Origin of the sequence: Mycobacterium sp. NPDC050551 (genome assembly GCF_040674075.1) — a bacterium.
Classification (GTDB): Bacteria; Actinomycetota; Actinomycetes; order Mycobacteriales; family Mycobacteriaceae; genus Mycobacterium.
Genome location: NZ_JBFARC010000002.1, coordinates 951928 through 965948, shown reverse-complemented (window position 1 = coordinate 965948; position 14021 = coordinate 951928). Strand labels below are relative to the sequence as shown.

Sequence of the window (14021 nt, the reverse complement as noted above, 5' to 3'; positions counted from 1 at the left end):
AGCGTGCGGACCGCGACCGACACCGACGGCGCCGGGTGAGGGAGTTGTCCACAGGTCGGGAGCTGCGAGTGTGAACGTCACGACGATTTCGGCCCGAAAACGTCGTGAGGTTCACACTCGAGCGGCTTACTGCACGTAGGAGACCGCGGCCTGCAGGTGTTTCACGGCATCGGCGACGATGGTGTCGATCAACTCCGCGCACGACGGCAGATCGTCGAGGATCCCGGCCACCTGTCCCGACGCCAGCACACCGGCGTCGGTGTCGCCCTCGACCAGGCCGGCCTTGAGCAGCATCGGGGTGTTCGCGGCCATCACCACCTGCGACCAGGTGAGGTCCTTGCCCTTCCGCATCGCCACACCGTCGCTGATCATCGACCGCCAGCTCATCTGCGTCATCTTCTTGAACTTCTGCGCGTTGCCCACCGCCGCGGCAAGACCCCGCACGGGAGATCCGCTCTCGAGCTTCTCGACCAGCCCGGTGCGCAGCACCCGGTGCGGCATCCCGTCGACCCGGGTCGACACCACCGTGCCGTCCAGCGCGGCCTCGAGGTAGCGCCGCTTCACCGCCTCGGGCACCGTCGAATCCGAGGTCAGCAGGAAGCGGGTGCCCATCGCGACGCCGGCCGCGCCGTAGGACAGTGCCGCGGCCAACCCGCGGCCGTCGAAGAACCCGCCGGCGGCGATCACCGGCATGCCGGTGTCCTTGACGGCGTCGAGCACCGACGGCAGTAGCAGCGTTGTCGCGACGGGGCCGGTGTGTCCGCCGCCCTCGCCGCCTTGCACGATCACCGCGTCGGCGCCCCAGCCGGCCACCTTCTTGGCGTGCTTGGCGGCGCCGACCGACGGAATCACCACCACACCGGCGTCCTTGAGGCGGGCGATCAGGTCCGGCTTGGGCGCCAGCGCGAACGACGCCACCTTGACACCTTCGCGGATCAGCAGGTCGACCCGTTCGTTGGCGTCACCGGCGTCGGCGCGGATATTGATGCCGAACGGTTTGTCGGTGGTCGACTTCACCTTGGTCACCGCGGTCTGCAGTTCGTCGAGCGTCATCGTCGCCGAAGCGAGGATTCCCAGCCCGCCTGCGTTGGCCGTCGCCGACACCAGCCGCGCACCGGCGACCCAGCCCATGCCGGTCTGCACCACCGGATGTTCGATACCGACCAGCTCCGTCAGCGGCGTCTGAAGCCTGCTCACGACCGGATCTCCCGGTCACGCAGTGACTTCGGGTCGATCACCTCTCGGATCAGACGCAGTTCGTCATCGGTGGGAAGTCGCGTCGGCTCGGCCGAATCGAGGCCGTGCACCTCGAAGCCGGTGTTCTCGGCGACCTCGCCGGCGTCGACGCCGGGGTGCAGCGACACCGCGCGCATCTGCCGGTCCGGGCCGTCGAAGTCGAACACCCCGAGGTTGCTCACCACCCGGAACACGTTGGTGAACCGGTACGCGGGGTTCTCGGGATCGACCTTGTCCCAGCCGATTCCGGACACGATGTCGACGGACTCGCCGAACACCCGCGAGCTGTGTCCGCCGACCCAGTAACTGGTCGCGTGGTTGATGGTGTTGCCGGGTGCGCCGCGCACGCCGAACATCTGCCGCTTCGGCTGCTGGATCGGGCCGAACGCCGAGAGGTTCTGGTTGCCGTACCGGTCGATCTGGTTGGCGCCCATCACGACATGCCGCCGCCCCCATGTCAGGGTCTCGAAGACCCGGCCGAACGGCATCCACCCCTCGATCGCCCCGGTGGCGCCGAGTGCGGGCGTGTCGGCGAGCAGCCGGGCCTCGCCGTCGGTCAGCAGGATGTCAGGGGAGAACGTCAGCCGCGCCAGGCGCGCGCCGACGGACACCATGTTGGCCATCGGGCTGACCATGATCTCGCCCGCGTCGCGGAACAGTTCGGCGCACGCGACGGCGCACACCTCGGCTCGGGTCGCGGATGTTGTCTGGCTGGTCATGCGTTCCGCTCCTTGAAGTCGCGCACCGCGGCCTGGTAATCGGCTTCGCTGCCGGACAGATAGGTGGCGACGAACGCCGCCCAGCTCTCGTCGGATCCGGCGGCCTCGGCGTAGTGCCGCTGGAACTTCTCGTCGCGCCGGTAGTCGGGTTCGGCCGTGGTGAAGTGGGCGCCGTTGGGTGCTTCGACCACCGAGTCGACCATCATCCGGTTGATCAGGAGTGCCTGCGGCGGAACAGCCTTGACCAGCTCGTCGGTGGCCACCACCCGCTCGACCGACAGCAGCCGGCGCTCGGCCGACATCAGGAACAGGTCGTCGAAGTAGGGGTCGATGCCGGTGTAGGCCGCATTGCCCGCGGCGTCACCGAGATTCATGTGCACCAGCGCCGCATCGAGATTCAGGGCGGGCATGGCGACCAATTCCTCGAACGCCCCGTCCGTCTCATAGGGCGAGCGCACGGTCTTCAGCTCGTCGCCCCAGAACGTCCGCACGTCGCTGCCGAGGCCGGCGCGGATCGGCAGGAACGGCAGCCGTTGCGCCGCCGCCTGCAGGCCGCAGCGCAACATGCCCTCGTCCATCTCCCGGGCCTCGATGGCCCCGGACGTCCGGGCCTTGGCGAACCACGGGTCGTAGAACGGCGGGGAGTCCAGCGACACGAAGCCGTAGTAGACCCGCTTGACCTTGCCCGCCGAGCACAACAGTCCGAGGTCCGGTCCGCCGTAGGTGACGACGGTGAGGTCGGTGACGTCGGTGCGCAGCAGCGCCCGCACCAGCGCCATCGGCTTGCGCCGGGAACCCCAGCCGCCGATGCCGATGGTCATGCCGCTCTCGATCGAGGCGACGGCCTCGTCGAGCGTCGTTCGCTTGTCTGTCATTTGGATCCCTTGTCGGTTCCCGCGAAGGCGTCCCGGTGCTCGTCGGACACGCCCGCGAGGTTCAGCTCGAAGGTGAAGCCCTGCTCCATGCGGTACCTGGCGTTCACCGGTTGCACGTCGATGAAGTTGAGCGCCTCTTTCGCCGCGCGGATCACGCGGGTGTCCTTCGACGCGATGTCGCGTGCGACGCGCAGTGCGGCCTCGTCCAGGTCTGCGCGCGGCACCACCTCGTGCACCGAGCCGAAGTGGTGCAGCGTGGCTGCGTCGACTCTCGCGGCGGTGAAGAACAGCCGGCGCATCATGTGCTGCGGCACCAGCCGCGACAGGTGGGTCGCCGCGCCGAGGGCGCCGCGCTCCACCTCCGGCAGCCCGAACGTCGCGTCGTCGGACGCGACGATGACGTCGGCATTGCCGACCAGTCCGATGCCGCCGCCGACGCAGAACCCGTTGACGGCCGCGACGACCGGCACCGCACACTCGTACACCGCCCGGAAGGCCTCGTAGCAACCGCGATTGGCGTCGATGAGTGCGGTGAAGCCCTGCGTCTTCTGCATCTCCTTGATGTCGACGCCGGCGTTGAAGCCCTTGCCCTCGGCACGCAGGATCACCACGTGAGTCGCGGTGTCGCGGCCCGCCGCGGTCAGGACGTCGGCGAGTTCGAACCAGCCGCGCGACGGGATCGCATTGACCGGTGGGTAATCGACGGTGACGGCGACGATGCCGGGTTCGACCGTCTTGGATGTGATCGTCATCGAGTCTCCCGAATAGGGGTCGCTACCTAAGCAAGCACTTGCTTGGTACGCTAGCACAGTGACCGACGCCGCTGGAATCAACCTGCAACTGGCCGGCCGGGTCGTCCTGGTGACCGGCGGGGTGCGCGGAGTGGGTGCAGGCATCAGCGCCGTGTTCGCCGGTCAGGGCGCCACGGTCGTGACGTGCGCGAGGCGGCCCGTCGAGGGACTGCCCTACGAGTTCCACCCGTGCGACGTCCGCGACGACGACTCGGTGAAGGCCCTGATCGACACGATCGCGGAACGCCATGGCCGCCTCGATGTCGTGGTCAACAACGCGGGCGGATCGCCGTACGTGCCGGCCGCCGAGGCCTCGGCGAAGTTCAGCGCCAAGATCGTCGGGCTGAATCTGCTGGGCCCGCTGTCGCTCTCGACGCACGCCAACGCGGTGATGCAGACACAGGACCGCGGCGGGTCGATCGTCAACATCGCCAGTGTCAGCGGCCGGCGCCCGACCCCGGGCACCGCGGCCTACGGGGCGGCGAAGGCGGGCATGGAGAGCATGACCACTACCCTCGCCGTCGAGTGGGCGCCGAAGGTGCGGGTGAACTCCGTGGTGGTGGGCATGGTCGAAACCGAGCAGTCCGAATTGTTCTACGGCGACGCCGATTCCATCGCCGCCATCTCACGCAACGTGCCGCTCGGCCGGCTGGCCACCCCCGCCGACGTCGGCTGGGCCACCGCGTTCCTGGCGTCCGACGCCGCGTCCTACATCAGCGGCGCCTCACTGGAAGTACACGGCGGTGGTGAGCCGCCGCACTACCTGGCCACCACCACCGCCGACATCAAGCGATAAGGGAGACAACAGGAATGGGACTTCTCGACGGCCGCGTGGTCATCGTGACGGGAGCCGGCGGCGGGATCGGCCGCGCGCACGCGCTGGCGTTCGCCGCCGAGGGCGCGCGTGTGGTGGTCAACGACATCGGAGTCGGCCTCGACGGGTCACCGGCGGGTGGCGGCAGTGCGGCGCAGGGCGTCGTCGACGAGATCACCGCTGCCGGCGGCGAAGCCGTCACCAGCGGAGCGAACGTCGCCGACTGGTCGCAGGCCGAGGGCCTCATCCAGACCGCAGTGGACGCCTTCGGCGGCCTCGACGTGCTGGTGAACAACGCGGGCATCGTCCGTGACCGGATGTTCGCCAACACCAGCGAGGAGGAGTTCGACGCCGTCACCGCCGTGCACCTCAAGGGCCACTTCGCGACCATGCGGCACGCAGCGGCCTACTGGCGCGCGCAGTCCAAGGCCGGCGACACGCGAGACGCCCGCATCATCAACACCAGCTCCGGCGCCGGCCTGCAGGGCAGTGTGGGACAGGCGAACTACAGCGCCTCGAAGGCCGGCATCGCGGCCCTGACCCTGGTGGCCGCCGCGGAGATGGGACGCTACGGCGTCAGTGTCAACGCCATCGCCCCGTCCGCGCGCACCCGGATGACCGAGACGGTGTTCGCCGACATGATGTCGACGCAGGACAAGGACTTCGATGCCATGGCGCCGGAGAACATCTCGCCGCTGGTCGTCTGGCTGGGCAGCGCCGAATCCAAGGACGTCACCGGCAGGGTCTTCGAGGTCGAGGGCGGCATCATCCGCGTCGCCGAAGGCTGGGCGCGTGGCGCCGAGATCGACAAGGGCGCCCGGTGGGATCCGGTGGAACTCGGACCGGTCATCAGCGATCTGCTCGCGAAATCGCGTACGCCGCTACCGGTGTTCGGCGCCTGACCGCGTCGTTCCTCAGGGTTCGCAGACCACCAGCGGGATGACCCGGTCGGTGGCGTCGCGATAGTTGCGGTACGGCGGATAAATCTTCGTCAGGTAGCGCCAGTAGCGTTCGCGCTCCTCTTCGGTGGCATCGCGCGCGGTCATCTCCCGCTGCTGCGGCCCCACCTGCACCTGCACCTTCGGATTCGCCTTCAGGTTCAGGTACCAGACCGGATCCGTGGCGCGGCCGCCGAATGTCGCGGGCAGCACCACCTTGTCGCCGTCGCGCAGATACAGCGTCGGAGTGGTGCGCGGTAAGCCCGACTTGCGTCCGGTCGTCGTCAACAGGGCTGCCGGAAACCACAGCAGCCGGGAGCCGAGCCGTCCGCCGGTGTTGCGGTACACCCAGATGTGGCCACGGGCGAATGACTTCATCGCCCACTTGACCAAGCCCGAATTGCGGATCGGGTGCGAATCGTCGGCCATGGCGGGTAGATAGCCCGCGACGGCGGCTCGCAAACGCGCCGGACGGCGTTACGCCGGGTCGCAGATGACGATCGGGATCTTGCGGTCGGTGTAGGACCGGTAATTCGCGAAGTCGGCGTACATCGCATCCAGCTTCGGCCAGTACTTGTCGCGTTCGGCGTCGGTGGCGTCACGCGCGATCAGGTCGGACACCCCGGCCTTGGTCTGGAACCTGACCTTCGGGTCGGCCTTCAGGTTCAGGTACCACATCGGGTTGGTGGCGCGGCCGCCCTGCGAGGCGACGAGCACGATGCGCCGGCCCTCCTGCAGGAACAGCAGCGGGCTGTCCCGCGGCTCACCGGACTTGCGGCCGGTGGTGGTCAGGATGCCGACCTCGGCCCCGCGCAGGAACTTGTTGCCGAGCTTGCCGTTGGACTTCTTGAACAGCCAGGTCTGAGCTTTCGACATCCACTTGATCGCGGTGCCGACCTTGGCGGAGTTCAGGCTCTCGATCTGCTTGCCGCTCAACGGGCGTGAGGGTTCGGCCATACCGGTCAACCTATCTGATGATGAACGGGCGGATGCGGGCGTCGATGCGGTGGATCAGACCGTCGGCGGGGATGTGGAACGTCTCGTCGATGTGGGCACCCACCCGCACTCCGCCGACATGGGGCTTGGTCACCAGGTCGAAGCGGGCACGCACCCGGTCGCCGTCGACGGTGAACTCCGGTGGGGTGGAGGATTTGATCACCTTGTACTGCGGTCCGCCGTTCAGGCTGCGCCGTAGATGATCTCCGGAGAAGCCGGTCTTGATGCCGATCTCGACGCGGGTGCAGCCGGGGGCGAACGGGACGGCGTCGGCCTGGTGGCTGACCAGCGCGTCGATGTAGGACTGCGCGGCCGCGATCCGGTCGGTGTCGGTGATGGGCACTAGATCCGCTCGATGATCGTGCCGGTGGACAGCGCCCCGCCGGCGCACATCGTGATCAGCGCCGTCGTCTTGTCGGTGCGCTCGAGCTCGTGCAGCGCCGTGGTGATCAGCCGGCTGCCCGTGCTGCCCACCGGGTGACCCAGCGCGATCGCTCCGCCGTTGACGTTGACGCGGTCCATGTCGGGCTCGTGCACGCGCGCCCACGACAGCACCACCGACGCGAACGCCTCGTTGATCTCGGTGATGTCGATGTCGCCGATCTTCATGCCGGCCTTCTCGAGCACCTTGGCCGTCGACTGCACCGGGCCGTCGAGGTGGTAGTAGGGCTCGGCGCCGACGAGCGCCTGGCTGACGATCCGTGCCCGCGGGGTGAGCCCCAGCGCCCTGGCCTTATCCTCGTCCATCCACAGCACCGCCGCGGCCCCGTCGGAGATCTGCGACGACGTCCCCGCGGTGTGAATGCCGCCTTCCATCACGGGTTTCAGCGCGGCGAGGCCCTCGGCGGTGGTCTCGCGCAGACCCTGGTCGCGGGTCACCACGTGGCGCTCGGCGGTGGGCTGCTTGTTCTCGTCGAGCACCGGCGCCTCGATGCCGCTGATCTCGCGGTCGAACCGGCCCTCGGCCCACGCCTGGGCGGCCTTGCGCTGCGAGGCCAGCCCGAACGCGTCGATGTCCTCGCGGGTGATGCCGCGCCGCTTGGCGATGCGCTCTGCGGCCTCGAACTGGTTGGGCATGTCGATGTCCCACGACGCGGCGCGGATCCTCGACCGGTCCGGCCCGGCGTTGGCGCCGAGACCGACACGGCTCATCGCCTCGATTCCGCAGGCGATGCCCACGTCGATGGCGCCCGCGGCGATCAGGCCCGCGATCAAGCCGTTGGCCTGCTGGCCGCTGCCGCACTGGCAGTCGATCGTGGTGGCGCCCACCTGCTCGGGCAGCCCCGCGGTCAGCCAGGCCACCCGGGTGATGTTGTTGGACTGTTCGCCGTACTGCGTGACACAGCCGCCGATGGCCTGTTCCACCTCGGCGGGATCGATGCCGGCCTTCTCGACCAGAGCCCGCTGCGTGGCGCCCAACAGCTCGGTGGCGTGCAGGCCGGAGAGCCATCCGTTGCGCTTGCCGATGGGGCTGCGGGTGGCTTCGACGATGACAGGGTTACCCATTCCGCCAGGCTAGAACACGTTTCATTAGTCTGACAAGCGGGGATCGACTGGTGCCTTTGATCTGCGGTGTAGCCGTGTTTTACTGGCACTAGAACACGTTGCAATTAGGAGCGCACACCTATGGCACCCCCGAACATCCCCGCCGACTTCGACTTCCTCGATCCCGACGTGAACCTCGAGGCGTTGCCCGTCGAGCAGCTGGCCGAATTGCGGAAGTCCGAGCCGATCCACTGGGTTGACGTACCCGGCGGCACGGGCGGCTTCGGTGACAAGGGCTACTGGCTCGTGACCAAGCACGCCGACGTCAAGGAGGTGTCGCGGCGCAGCGACGTCTTCTCCAGCTGGCAGAACGGGGCGATCCCGGTCTGGCCGAAGGAGATGCAGTTCGAGCAGATCGAACTGCAGCGCAGCGTGATGCTCAACATGGACGCGCCGCACCACACCCGGCTGCGCAAGATCATCTCGCGCGGCTTCACGCCGCGGGCGATCGGGCGGCTGGAGGAGGAACTCTCGCAGCGCGCGCAGAACATCGCCAAGACCGCCGCGTCGGCGGGCTCCGGCGACTTCGTCGAGCAGGTCAGCTGCGAGTTGCCGCTGCAGGCCATCGCCGGCCTGCTCGGCGTGCCGCAGGACGACCGCGACAAGCTGTTCCGCTGGTCGAACGAGATGACCGGCGGCGAGGACCCCGAGTTCGCCGACGTCGATCCCGCGCAGTCGTCGATGGAGCTCATCATGTACGCCATGGCGATGGCCGACGAGCGGGGCAAGAACCCGACCGACGACATCGTCACCACGCTCATCCAGGCCGACATCGACGGCGAGAAGCTCTCCGACGACGAGTTCGGCTTCTTCGTGATCATGCTGGCGGTGGCGGGCAACGAGACCACCCGCAACTCGATCACCCACGGGATGATCGCGCTCTCGCAGAATCCCGACCAGTGGGAGCTGTACAAGAAGGAGCGTCCGTCCACCACGGCCGACGAGATCATCCGCTGGGCCACGCCGGTTTCGGCGTTCCAGCGCACCGCCCTCGAGGACACCGAGCTCGCGGGCGTCCAGATCAAGAAGGGCCAGCGGCTGGTGATGTCCTACCGCTCGGCCAACTTCGACGAAGACGTCTTCGAGAACCCGCACAGCTTCAACATCCTGCGCGACCCGAATCCGCATGTGGGCTTCGGCGGCACCGGTGCGCACTTCTGCATCGGGGCCAACCTGGCGCGGATGACCATCAATCTCATCTTCAACGCGGTCGCCGACCACATGCCGGATCTCAAGCCCGTCAGTGAGCCGGAACGGCTACGTTCGGGGTGGCTCAACGGCATCAAGCACTGGCAGGTCGACTACACCGGGGCCACTCGCTAGCTTCATGCGCTGAATCAAGGAGGATTCGGGTGGATTTCAGCCCAGACGAGGGGCAGCAGGCTGTCGCCGACGTGGTGACATCGGCGCTCGGCAGGGACAACAGCTGGCAGGCGCTGGTCGACGGCGGCGTCGTCGCGTTCGGGGTGCCCGAGCGTCTCGATGGTGACGGGCTCGGTCTGCCCGAGATCACCACCGCGCTCACCGAGATCGGCAGGCACGGCACCGTCAGCCCGGCGCTGGCGACGCTGGGCCTCGGGCTGTTGCCGCTGCTCGATCTGGCGTCCGACGAGCAGCAGGACCGCTTCCTGGCCGGCGTCGCCAAGGGTGGCGTGCTCACGGCGGCAGTCAACGAGCCGGGCAGTTCGCTGCCCGAACGGCCCTCGACCCGCCTGTCCGGCGGCAAGCTCACGGGCACGAAGATCGGCGTTCCGTATGCCGAACAAGCGGATTGGCTGATCGTCACGACCGACAGCGGAGCCGTGGTGGTGTCGGCGAAAGCCGACGGGGTGACGCTGACCAGGACGCCTGCCGCCAACCACTCCGACGAGTACGTGGTGACGTTCGACGCCGTCGCCGTACCCGAGTCGGACGTGCTCGGGGCGACATCCGACTCAGTGCACCGCGTCAACCAGCTGGTGCTCGCGGCGACGGGTGCGTTCGCCGCGGGACTCGTCGCAGGCGCCCTCCGGCTGACCGCCGATTACGTGGCCAACCGGCACCAGTTCGGCCGGCCGCTGTCGACGTTCCAGACAGTCGCCGCCCAACTCGCCGAGGTCTACATCGCCTCTCGCACGTTGGCGTTGGCGTCGACGTCGGTGGTGTGGCGGCTCGCCGAGGGCAGGGACGCCGACGAGGATCTCGACGTGCTGGGCTACTGGCTGACGTCACAGGCGCCGCCGGTGATGCAGACGTGCCATCACCTGCACGGCGGCATGGGTATGGACATCACCTACCCGATGGACCGCTACTACTCCACGATCAAGGACCTGACCCGCCTGCTGGGCGGTCCCTCGCATCGTCTCGAACTGGTGGGAGCGCAATGTACATCGAACTGACCCCCGAGCAGCGCCAGCTGCAAGCCGAACTGCGGCAGTACTTCTCGACGCTCATCACGCCCGAAGAGGCCGAGGCGATGGAGTCCGACCGGCACAACGAGGCCTACCGCGCCGTCATCAAGCGCATGGGCGCCGACGGCAAGCTGGGCATGGGCTGGCCCAAGGAGTTCGGCGGGCTGGGTCTGGGACCGGTCGAACAGTCGATCTTCGTCAACGAGGCCGCCCGCGCCGACGTGCCGCTGCCCGCCGTGACACTGCAGACCGTCGGCCCGACGCTGCAGGTGTACGGCACCGAGGCGCAGAAGAAGAAGTTCCTCCCGGGCATCCTCGCCGGCGAGGTGCACTTCGCGATCGGCTACTCCGAGCCCGAGGCGGGCACCGACCTGGCGTCGCTGCGCACGTCGGCGGTGCGGCACGGCGACGAGTACATCGTCAACGGCCAGAAGATCTGGACCACCGGCGCGCACGACGCCGACTACATCTGGCTGGCGGTGCGCACGGATCCCGAAGCCGCCAAGCACAAGGGCATCTCGATCCTGATCGTGGACACCAAGGATCCGGGCTACTCGTGGACCCCGATCATCCTGTCCGACGGCGCCCACCACACCAATGCCAGTTATTACGAGGACGTCCGGGTGCCCGCCGACATGCTGGTGGGCGAGGAGAACGCCGGCTGGAAGCTGATCACCACCCAGCTCAACCACGAGCGCGTGATGCTGGGCCCGGCGGGCAAGGTCGCCGCCATCTACGACCGGGTGCACGCGTGGGCGTCCAAGCCGGGCGGCGACGGCGTCACCCCGATCGACCACGACGACGTCAAGCGTCTGCTCGGCGAGATCAAGGCCATCTGGCGGATCAACGAACTGCTCAACTGGCAGGTCGCGGCCGGCGGCGAGACCATCTTGGTCGCCGATGCCGCGGCCACCAAGGTGTTCGGCACCGAACGCATCCAGAAGGTGGGCCGGATCGCCGAGGAGATCGTCGGCAAGTACGGCAACCCGGCGGAGTCCGGGACCGGTGAGCTGCTCGACTGGCTGGACAGCCAGACCAAGCGCAACCTCGTCATCACCTTCGGCGGCGGGGTGAACGAGGTGATGCGCGAGATGATCGCGGCGGCCGGCCTGCAGGTGCCGAGGGTGCCGCGATGAGCGATTTCTCCGCTGCCATCGACGAGATCAAGGCGGCGGGCCGCAGCGAGCCGCGCGTGGGACCCGATCCGGTGAACCAGCCGATGATCCGGCACTGGGTGGACGCGATCGGCGACACCAACCCGATCTACGTCGACGAGGCGGCGGCGCAGGCCGCCGGGCACCCGGGGGTCGTGGCCCCGCCGGCGATGATCCAGGTGTGGACGATGGCCGGGCTGAACGGTCGCCGCTCCGACGACGACCCGCTGAGCAAGATGATGAATCTGTTCGACGAGGCGGGGTACGTCGGCGTGGTCGCCACCAACTGCGAGCAGACCTACCATCGCTACCTGCGCCCCGGCGAGGACGTCAGCATCAGCGCCGAACTCACCGACGTGATCGGGCCGAAGCGCACGGCGCTCGGCGAGGGCTACTTCATCAACCAGAAGATCACCTGGACCGTCGGTGACGACCACGACAACCCCGTCGCCGAGATGAACTGGCGCATCATGAAGTTCAGGCCAGCGGACCAGGACGCAGCGGCCGCCGCGGCGCCGGTGCCCGACGATCTGGACGCCGATCAGATGATGCGGCCGTCGTCGTCGAAGGACACCAAGTTCTTCTGGGACGGCGTCAACGAACACGAACTGCGCATCCAGAAGCGCGGCGACGGCACCCTGGTGCACCCGCCCGTGCCCGCACTGTGGCTGGACAAGGAGCAGCAGACCGACTACCAGGTCGCGTCCGGTGCCGGCACGGTGTTCAGTTTCGTGGTGCACCACGCACCGAAGGTGCCGGGCCGCACACTGCCCTTCGTCATCGCACTGGTCGAACTGGAGGAGGGCGTCCGAATGCTCGGCGAACTCCGCAACGTCAACCCCGCCACCGTGGAGATCGGAATGCCTGTTCGCGCAACGTACATCGACTTCCCCGCCGGTGACTCCGGTCCGGCGTGGACGCTCTATGCCTGGGAGCCGGCCGCATGAGCGCCGCGGAGGTGGTGTCGGGTCTCGAGGTCGGGACGAAACTGCCCGAACTCGCGTTCTACGGCGACCCGACGTTCATCGTGTCGACCGCGATCGCGACGCGCGACTACCAGGACGTCCACCACGACCGGGACAAGGCGCAGGCCAAGGGGTCCAAGGACATCTTCGTCAACATCCTCACCGACACCGGTCTGGTGCAGCGCTACATCACCGACTGGGCGGGTCCGGACGCCAGGATCAAATCGATCGGACTGCGGCTCGGCGTGCCCTGGTACGCCTACGACACCGTCACGTTCCGGGGTGAGGTCACCGCCGTCGAGGACGGCCTCATCACCCTGAAGATCGTGGGCAGCAACAGTCTCGGCGACCACGTCATCGCCAACGCCACGCTCACCGTCGGGGGCGGCGCATGAGCGGGCCGCTCTCGGGCAAGGCCGCGATCGTCGGCATCGGCGCAACCGACTTCTCCAAGAACTCCGGCCGCAGTGAGCTCCGGCTCGCCTCGGAGGCGGTGCTCGACGCGCTGGACGACGCGGGCCTGACCCCTGCCGACGTCGACGGCATGACGACGTTCACGATGGACTCCAACACCGAGGTCGCGATCGCCCGTGCGACCGGCATCGGGGAGTTGAAGTTCTTCTCCAAGATCCACCACGGCGGCGGCGCGGCGTGCGCGACCGTCCAGCAGGCGGCGATCGCGGTGGCAACCGGGGTCGCGGACTGCGTGGTGGCCTACCGCGCGTTCAACGAGCGGTCCGGGATGCGGTTCGGCCAGGTGCAGATGCGGCTGGTGGAGAACGCGGACGCGACCGGCGTGGACAACTCGTTCTCCTATCCGCACGGCCTGTCGACACCGGCGGCGCAGGTGGCGATGATCGCCAGGCGCTACATGCAGCTGTCCGGCGCCACCAGCAGGGACTTCGGCGCCGTGTCGGTCGCGGACCGCAGACATGCGGCGAAGAACCCGAAGGCGTACTTCTACGAGAAGCCGATCACGATCGACGACCACCAGAACTCGCGGTGGATCGCCGAGCCGCTACGGCTGCTGGACTGCTGCCAGGAGACCGATGGCGGTGTCGCGCTGGTGATCACGTCCGCGGAGCGGGCCAAGGACCTCAAGCACCGGCCCGCGGTCATCGAGGCGGCGTCGCAGGGCTCGAGCCCCGATCAGTACTCGATGACGAGCTACTACCGGCCGGAGCTGGGGCTGCCCGAGATGGGACTGGTCGGCAGGCAACTCTGGGAGCAGTCCGGCCTGACGCCCGCGGACATCCAGACCGCGATCCTCTACGACCACTTCACGCCGTTCACGCTGATTCAGCTCGAGGAGCTCGGCTTCTGCGGCCGGGGCGAGGCCAAGGACTACATCGCCGACGGCGCCATCGAGATCGGCGGCCGGCTGCCGATCAACACCCACGGCGGCCAGCTCGGCGAGGCCTACATCCACGGGATGAACGGCATCGCCGAGGGCGTGCGTCAACTCCGCGGCACGTCGGTGAATCCGGTGCCCGACGTCGAGCACGTCCTGGTCACCGCAGGCACCGGGGTGCCGACGTCGGGGCTCATCCTCGGCTGACCGCCCGCCCCGGCGGCCGGAAATTGCTGCGCAGCAAACA

16 protein-coding genes are annotated in these 14021 nt (G+C 68.2%); 8 read left to right on the top strand and 8 right to left on the bottom strand.

The window, feature by feature from the left end; translation table 11 throughout:
- Window positions 1-126: 126 nt before the first annotated feature.
- The 4 genes from ipdC to echA20 are packed head-to-tail and all read right to left on the bottom strand — an operon-like array spanning window position 127 to window position 3582.
- Window positions 127-1197: a (3aS,4S,5R,7aS)-5-hydroxy-7a-methyl-1-oxo-octahydro-1H-indene-4-carboxyl-CoA dehydrogenase gene (gene ipdC, locus AB0K11_RS11425; protein WP_364976012.1), complete on the bottom strand. Its 1071-nt coding sequence runs from the start codon at window positions 1195-1197 to the stop codon at window positions 127-129.
- Window positions 1194-1955: a cholesterol ring-cleaving hydrolase subunit IpdB gene (ipdB, locus tag AB0K11_RS11420; protein WP_364976010.1), complete on the bottom strand. Its 762-nt coding sequence runs from the start codon at window positions 1953-1955 to the stop codon at window positions 1194-1196. The genes ipdC and ipdB overlap by 4 nt, the downstream gene beginning before the upstream one ends.
- Window positions 1952-2830: a cholesterol ring-cleaving hydrolase subunit IpdA gene (ipdA, locus tag AB0K11_RS11415; protein ID WP_364976008.1), complete on the bottom strand. Its 879-nt coding sequence runs from the start codon at window positions 2828-2830 to the stop codon at window positions 1952-1954. Before ipdA ends, ipdB begins: the two co-directional genes overlap by 4 nt.
- Window positions 2827-3582, bottom strand: coding sequence for a (7aS)-7a-methyl-1,5-dioxo-2,3,5,6,7,7a-hexahydro-1H-indene-carboxyl-CoA hydrolase (gene echA20 / locus AB0K11_RS11410; RefSeq protein WP_364976005.1), 756 nt, complete (start codon window positions 3580-3582; stop codon window positions 2827-2829). The genes ipdA and echA20 overlap by 4 nt, the downstream gene beginning before the upstream one ends.
- A 58-nt stretch (window positions 3583-3640) precedes the next feature.
- On the opposite strand from echA20, the gene AB0K11_RS11405 reads away from it, so the two are divergent.
- Both AB0K11_RS11405 and AB0K11_RS11400 read left to right on the top strand, forming a co-directional pair.
- Window positions 3641-4417: an SDR family oxidoreductase gene (locus tag AB0K11_RS11405; protein ID WP_364976002.1), complete on the top strand. Its 777-nt coding sequence runs from the start codon at window positions 3641-3643 to the stop codon at window positions 4415-4417.
- Window positions 4418-4431: 14 nt separating this feature from the next.
- Window positions 4432-5337, top strand: a complete 906-nt coding sequence (locus AB0K11_RS11400; protein ID WP_364975999.1) for an SDR family oxidoreductase — start codon at window positions 4432-4434, stop codon at window positions 5335-5337.
- A 12-nt stretch (window positions 5338-5349) separates the two neighbouring features.
- Here the strand turns inward: AB0K11_RS11400 and AB0K11_RS11395 are convergent, their stop codons facing one another.
- The 4 genes from AB0K11_RS11395 to AB0K11_RS11380 are packed head-to-tail and all read right to left on the bottom strand — an operon-like array spanning window position 5350 to window position 7875.
- Complete coding sequence (locus AB0K11_RS11395) at window positions 5350-5802, bottom strand: nitroreductase family deazaflavin-dependent oxidoreductase (protein WP_364975997.1); 453 nt, start codon at window positions 5800-5802, stop codon at window positions 5350-5352.
- Window positions 5803-5850: 48 nt separating this feature from the next.
- Window positions 5851-6330 (bottom strand): nitroreductase family deazaflavin-dependent oxidoreductase, encoded by a 480-nt coding sequence (locus AB0K11_RS11390; protein ID WP_364975995.1) that lies wholly within the window; start codon window positions 6328-6330, stop codon window positions 5851-5853.
- Window positions 6331-6340: 10 nt separating this feature from the next.
- Window positions 6341-6712: a hypothetical protein gene (locus tag AB0K11_RS11385; RefSeq protein ID WP_364975993.1), complete on the bottom strand. Its 372-nt coding sequence runs from the start codon at window positions 6710-6712 to the stop codon at window positions 6341-6343.
- The gene (locus AB0K11_RS11380; protein WP_364975990.1) at window positions 6712-7875 is read right to left on the bottom strand and encodes a steroid 3-ketoacyl-CoA thiolase; all 1164 of its coding nucleotides are present in this window, start codon (window positions 7873-7875) and stop codon (window positions 6712-6714) included. Before AB0K11_RS11380 ends, AB0K11_RS11385 begins: the two co-directional genes overlap by 1 nt.
- Window positions 7876-7995: 120 nt before the next feature.
- On the opposite strand from AB0K11_RS11380, the gene AB0K11_RS11375 reads away from it, so the two are divergent.
- The 6 genes from AB0K11_RS11375 to AB0K11_RS11350 are packed head-to-tail and all read left to right on the top strand — an operon-like array spanning window position 7996 to window position 13981.
- Complete coding sequence (locus tag AB0K11_RS11375) at window positions 7996-9237, top strand: cytochrome P450 (RefSeq protein ID WP_364975987.1); 1242 nt, start codon at window positions 7996-7998, stop codon at window positions 9235-9237.
- Between the two features lie 29 nt (window positions 9238-9266).
- Window positions 9267-10292, top strand: coding sequence for an acyl-CoA dehydrogenase family protein (locus AB0K11_RS11370; protein ID WP_364975985.1), 1026 nt, complete (start codon window positions 9267-9269; stop codon window positions 10290-10292).
- The gene (gene fadE29 / locus AB0K11_RS11365; RefSeq protein WP_364975982.1) at window positions 10277-11440 is read left to right on the top strand and encodes an acyl-CoA dehydrogenase FadE29; all 1164 of its coding nucleotides are present in this window, start codon (window positions 10277-10279) and stop codon (window positions 11438-11440) included. Before AB0K11_RS11370 ends, fadE29 begins: the two co-directional genes overlap by 16 nt.
- Window positions 11437-12405, top strand: a complete 969-nt coding sequence (locus tag AB0K11_RS11360) for a bifunctional MaoC family dehydratase N-terminal/OB-fold nucleic acid binding domain-containing protein (RefSeq protein ID WP_364975979.1) — start codon at window positions 11437-11439, stop codon at window positions 12403-12405. The genes fadE29 and AB0K11_RS11360 overlap by 4 nt, the downstream gene beginning before the upstream one ends.
- Entirely contained in the window at window positions 12402-12818 is a 417-nt protein-coding gene (locus AB0K11_RS11355) for a MaoC family dehydratase (RefSeq protein ID WP_364975976.1), read from the top strand. The genes AB0K11_RS11360 and AB0K11_RS11355 overlap by 4 nt, the downstream gene beginning before the upstream one ends.
- On the top strand, window positions 12815-13981 hold the full coding sequence (locus AB0K11_RS11350; RefSeq protein ID WP_364975974.1) for a lipid-transfer protein: 1167 nt from the start codon (window positions 12815-12817) through the stop codon (window positions 13979-13981). Before AB0K11_RS11355 ends, AB0K11_RS11350 begins: the two co-directional genes overlap by 4 nt.
- Window positions 13982-14021: the final 40 nt, after the last annotated feature.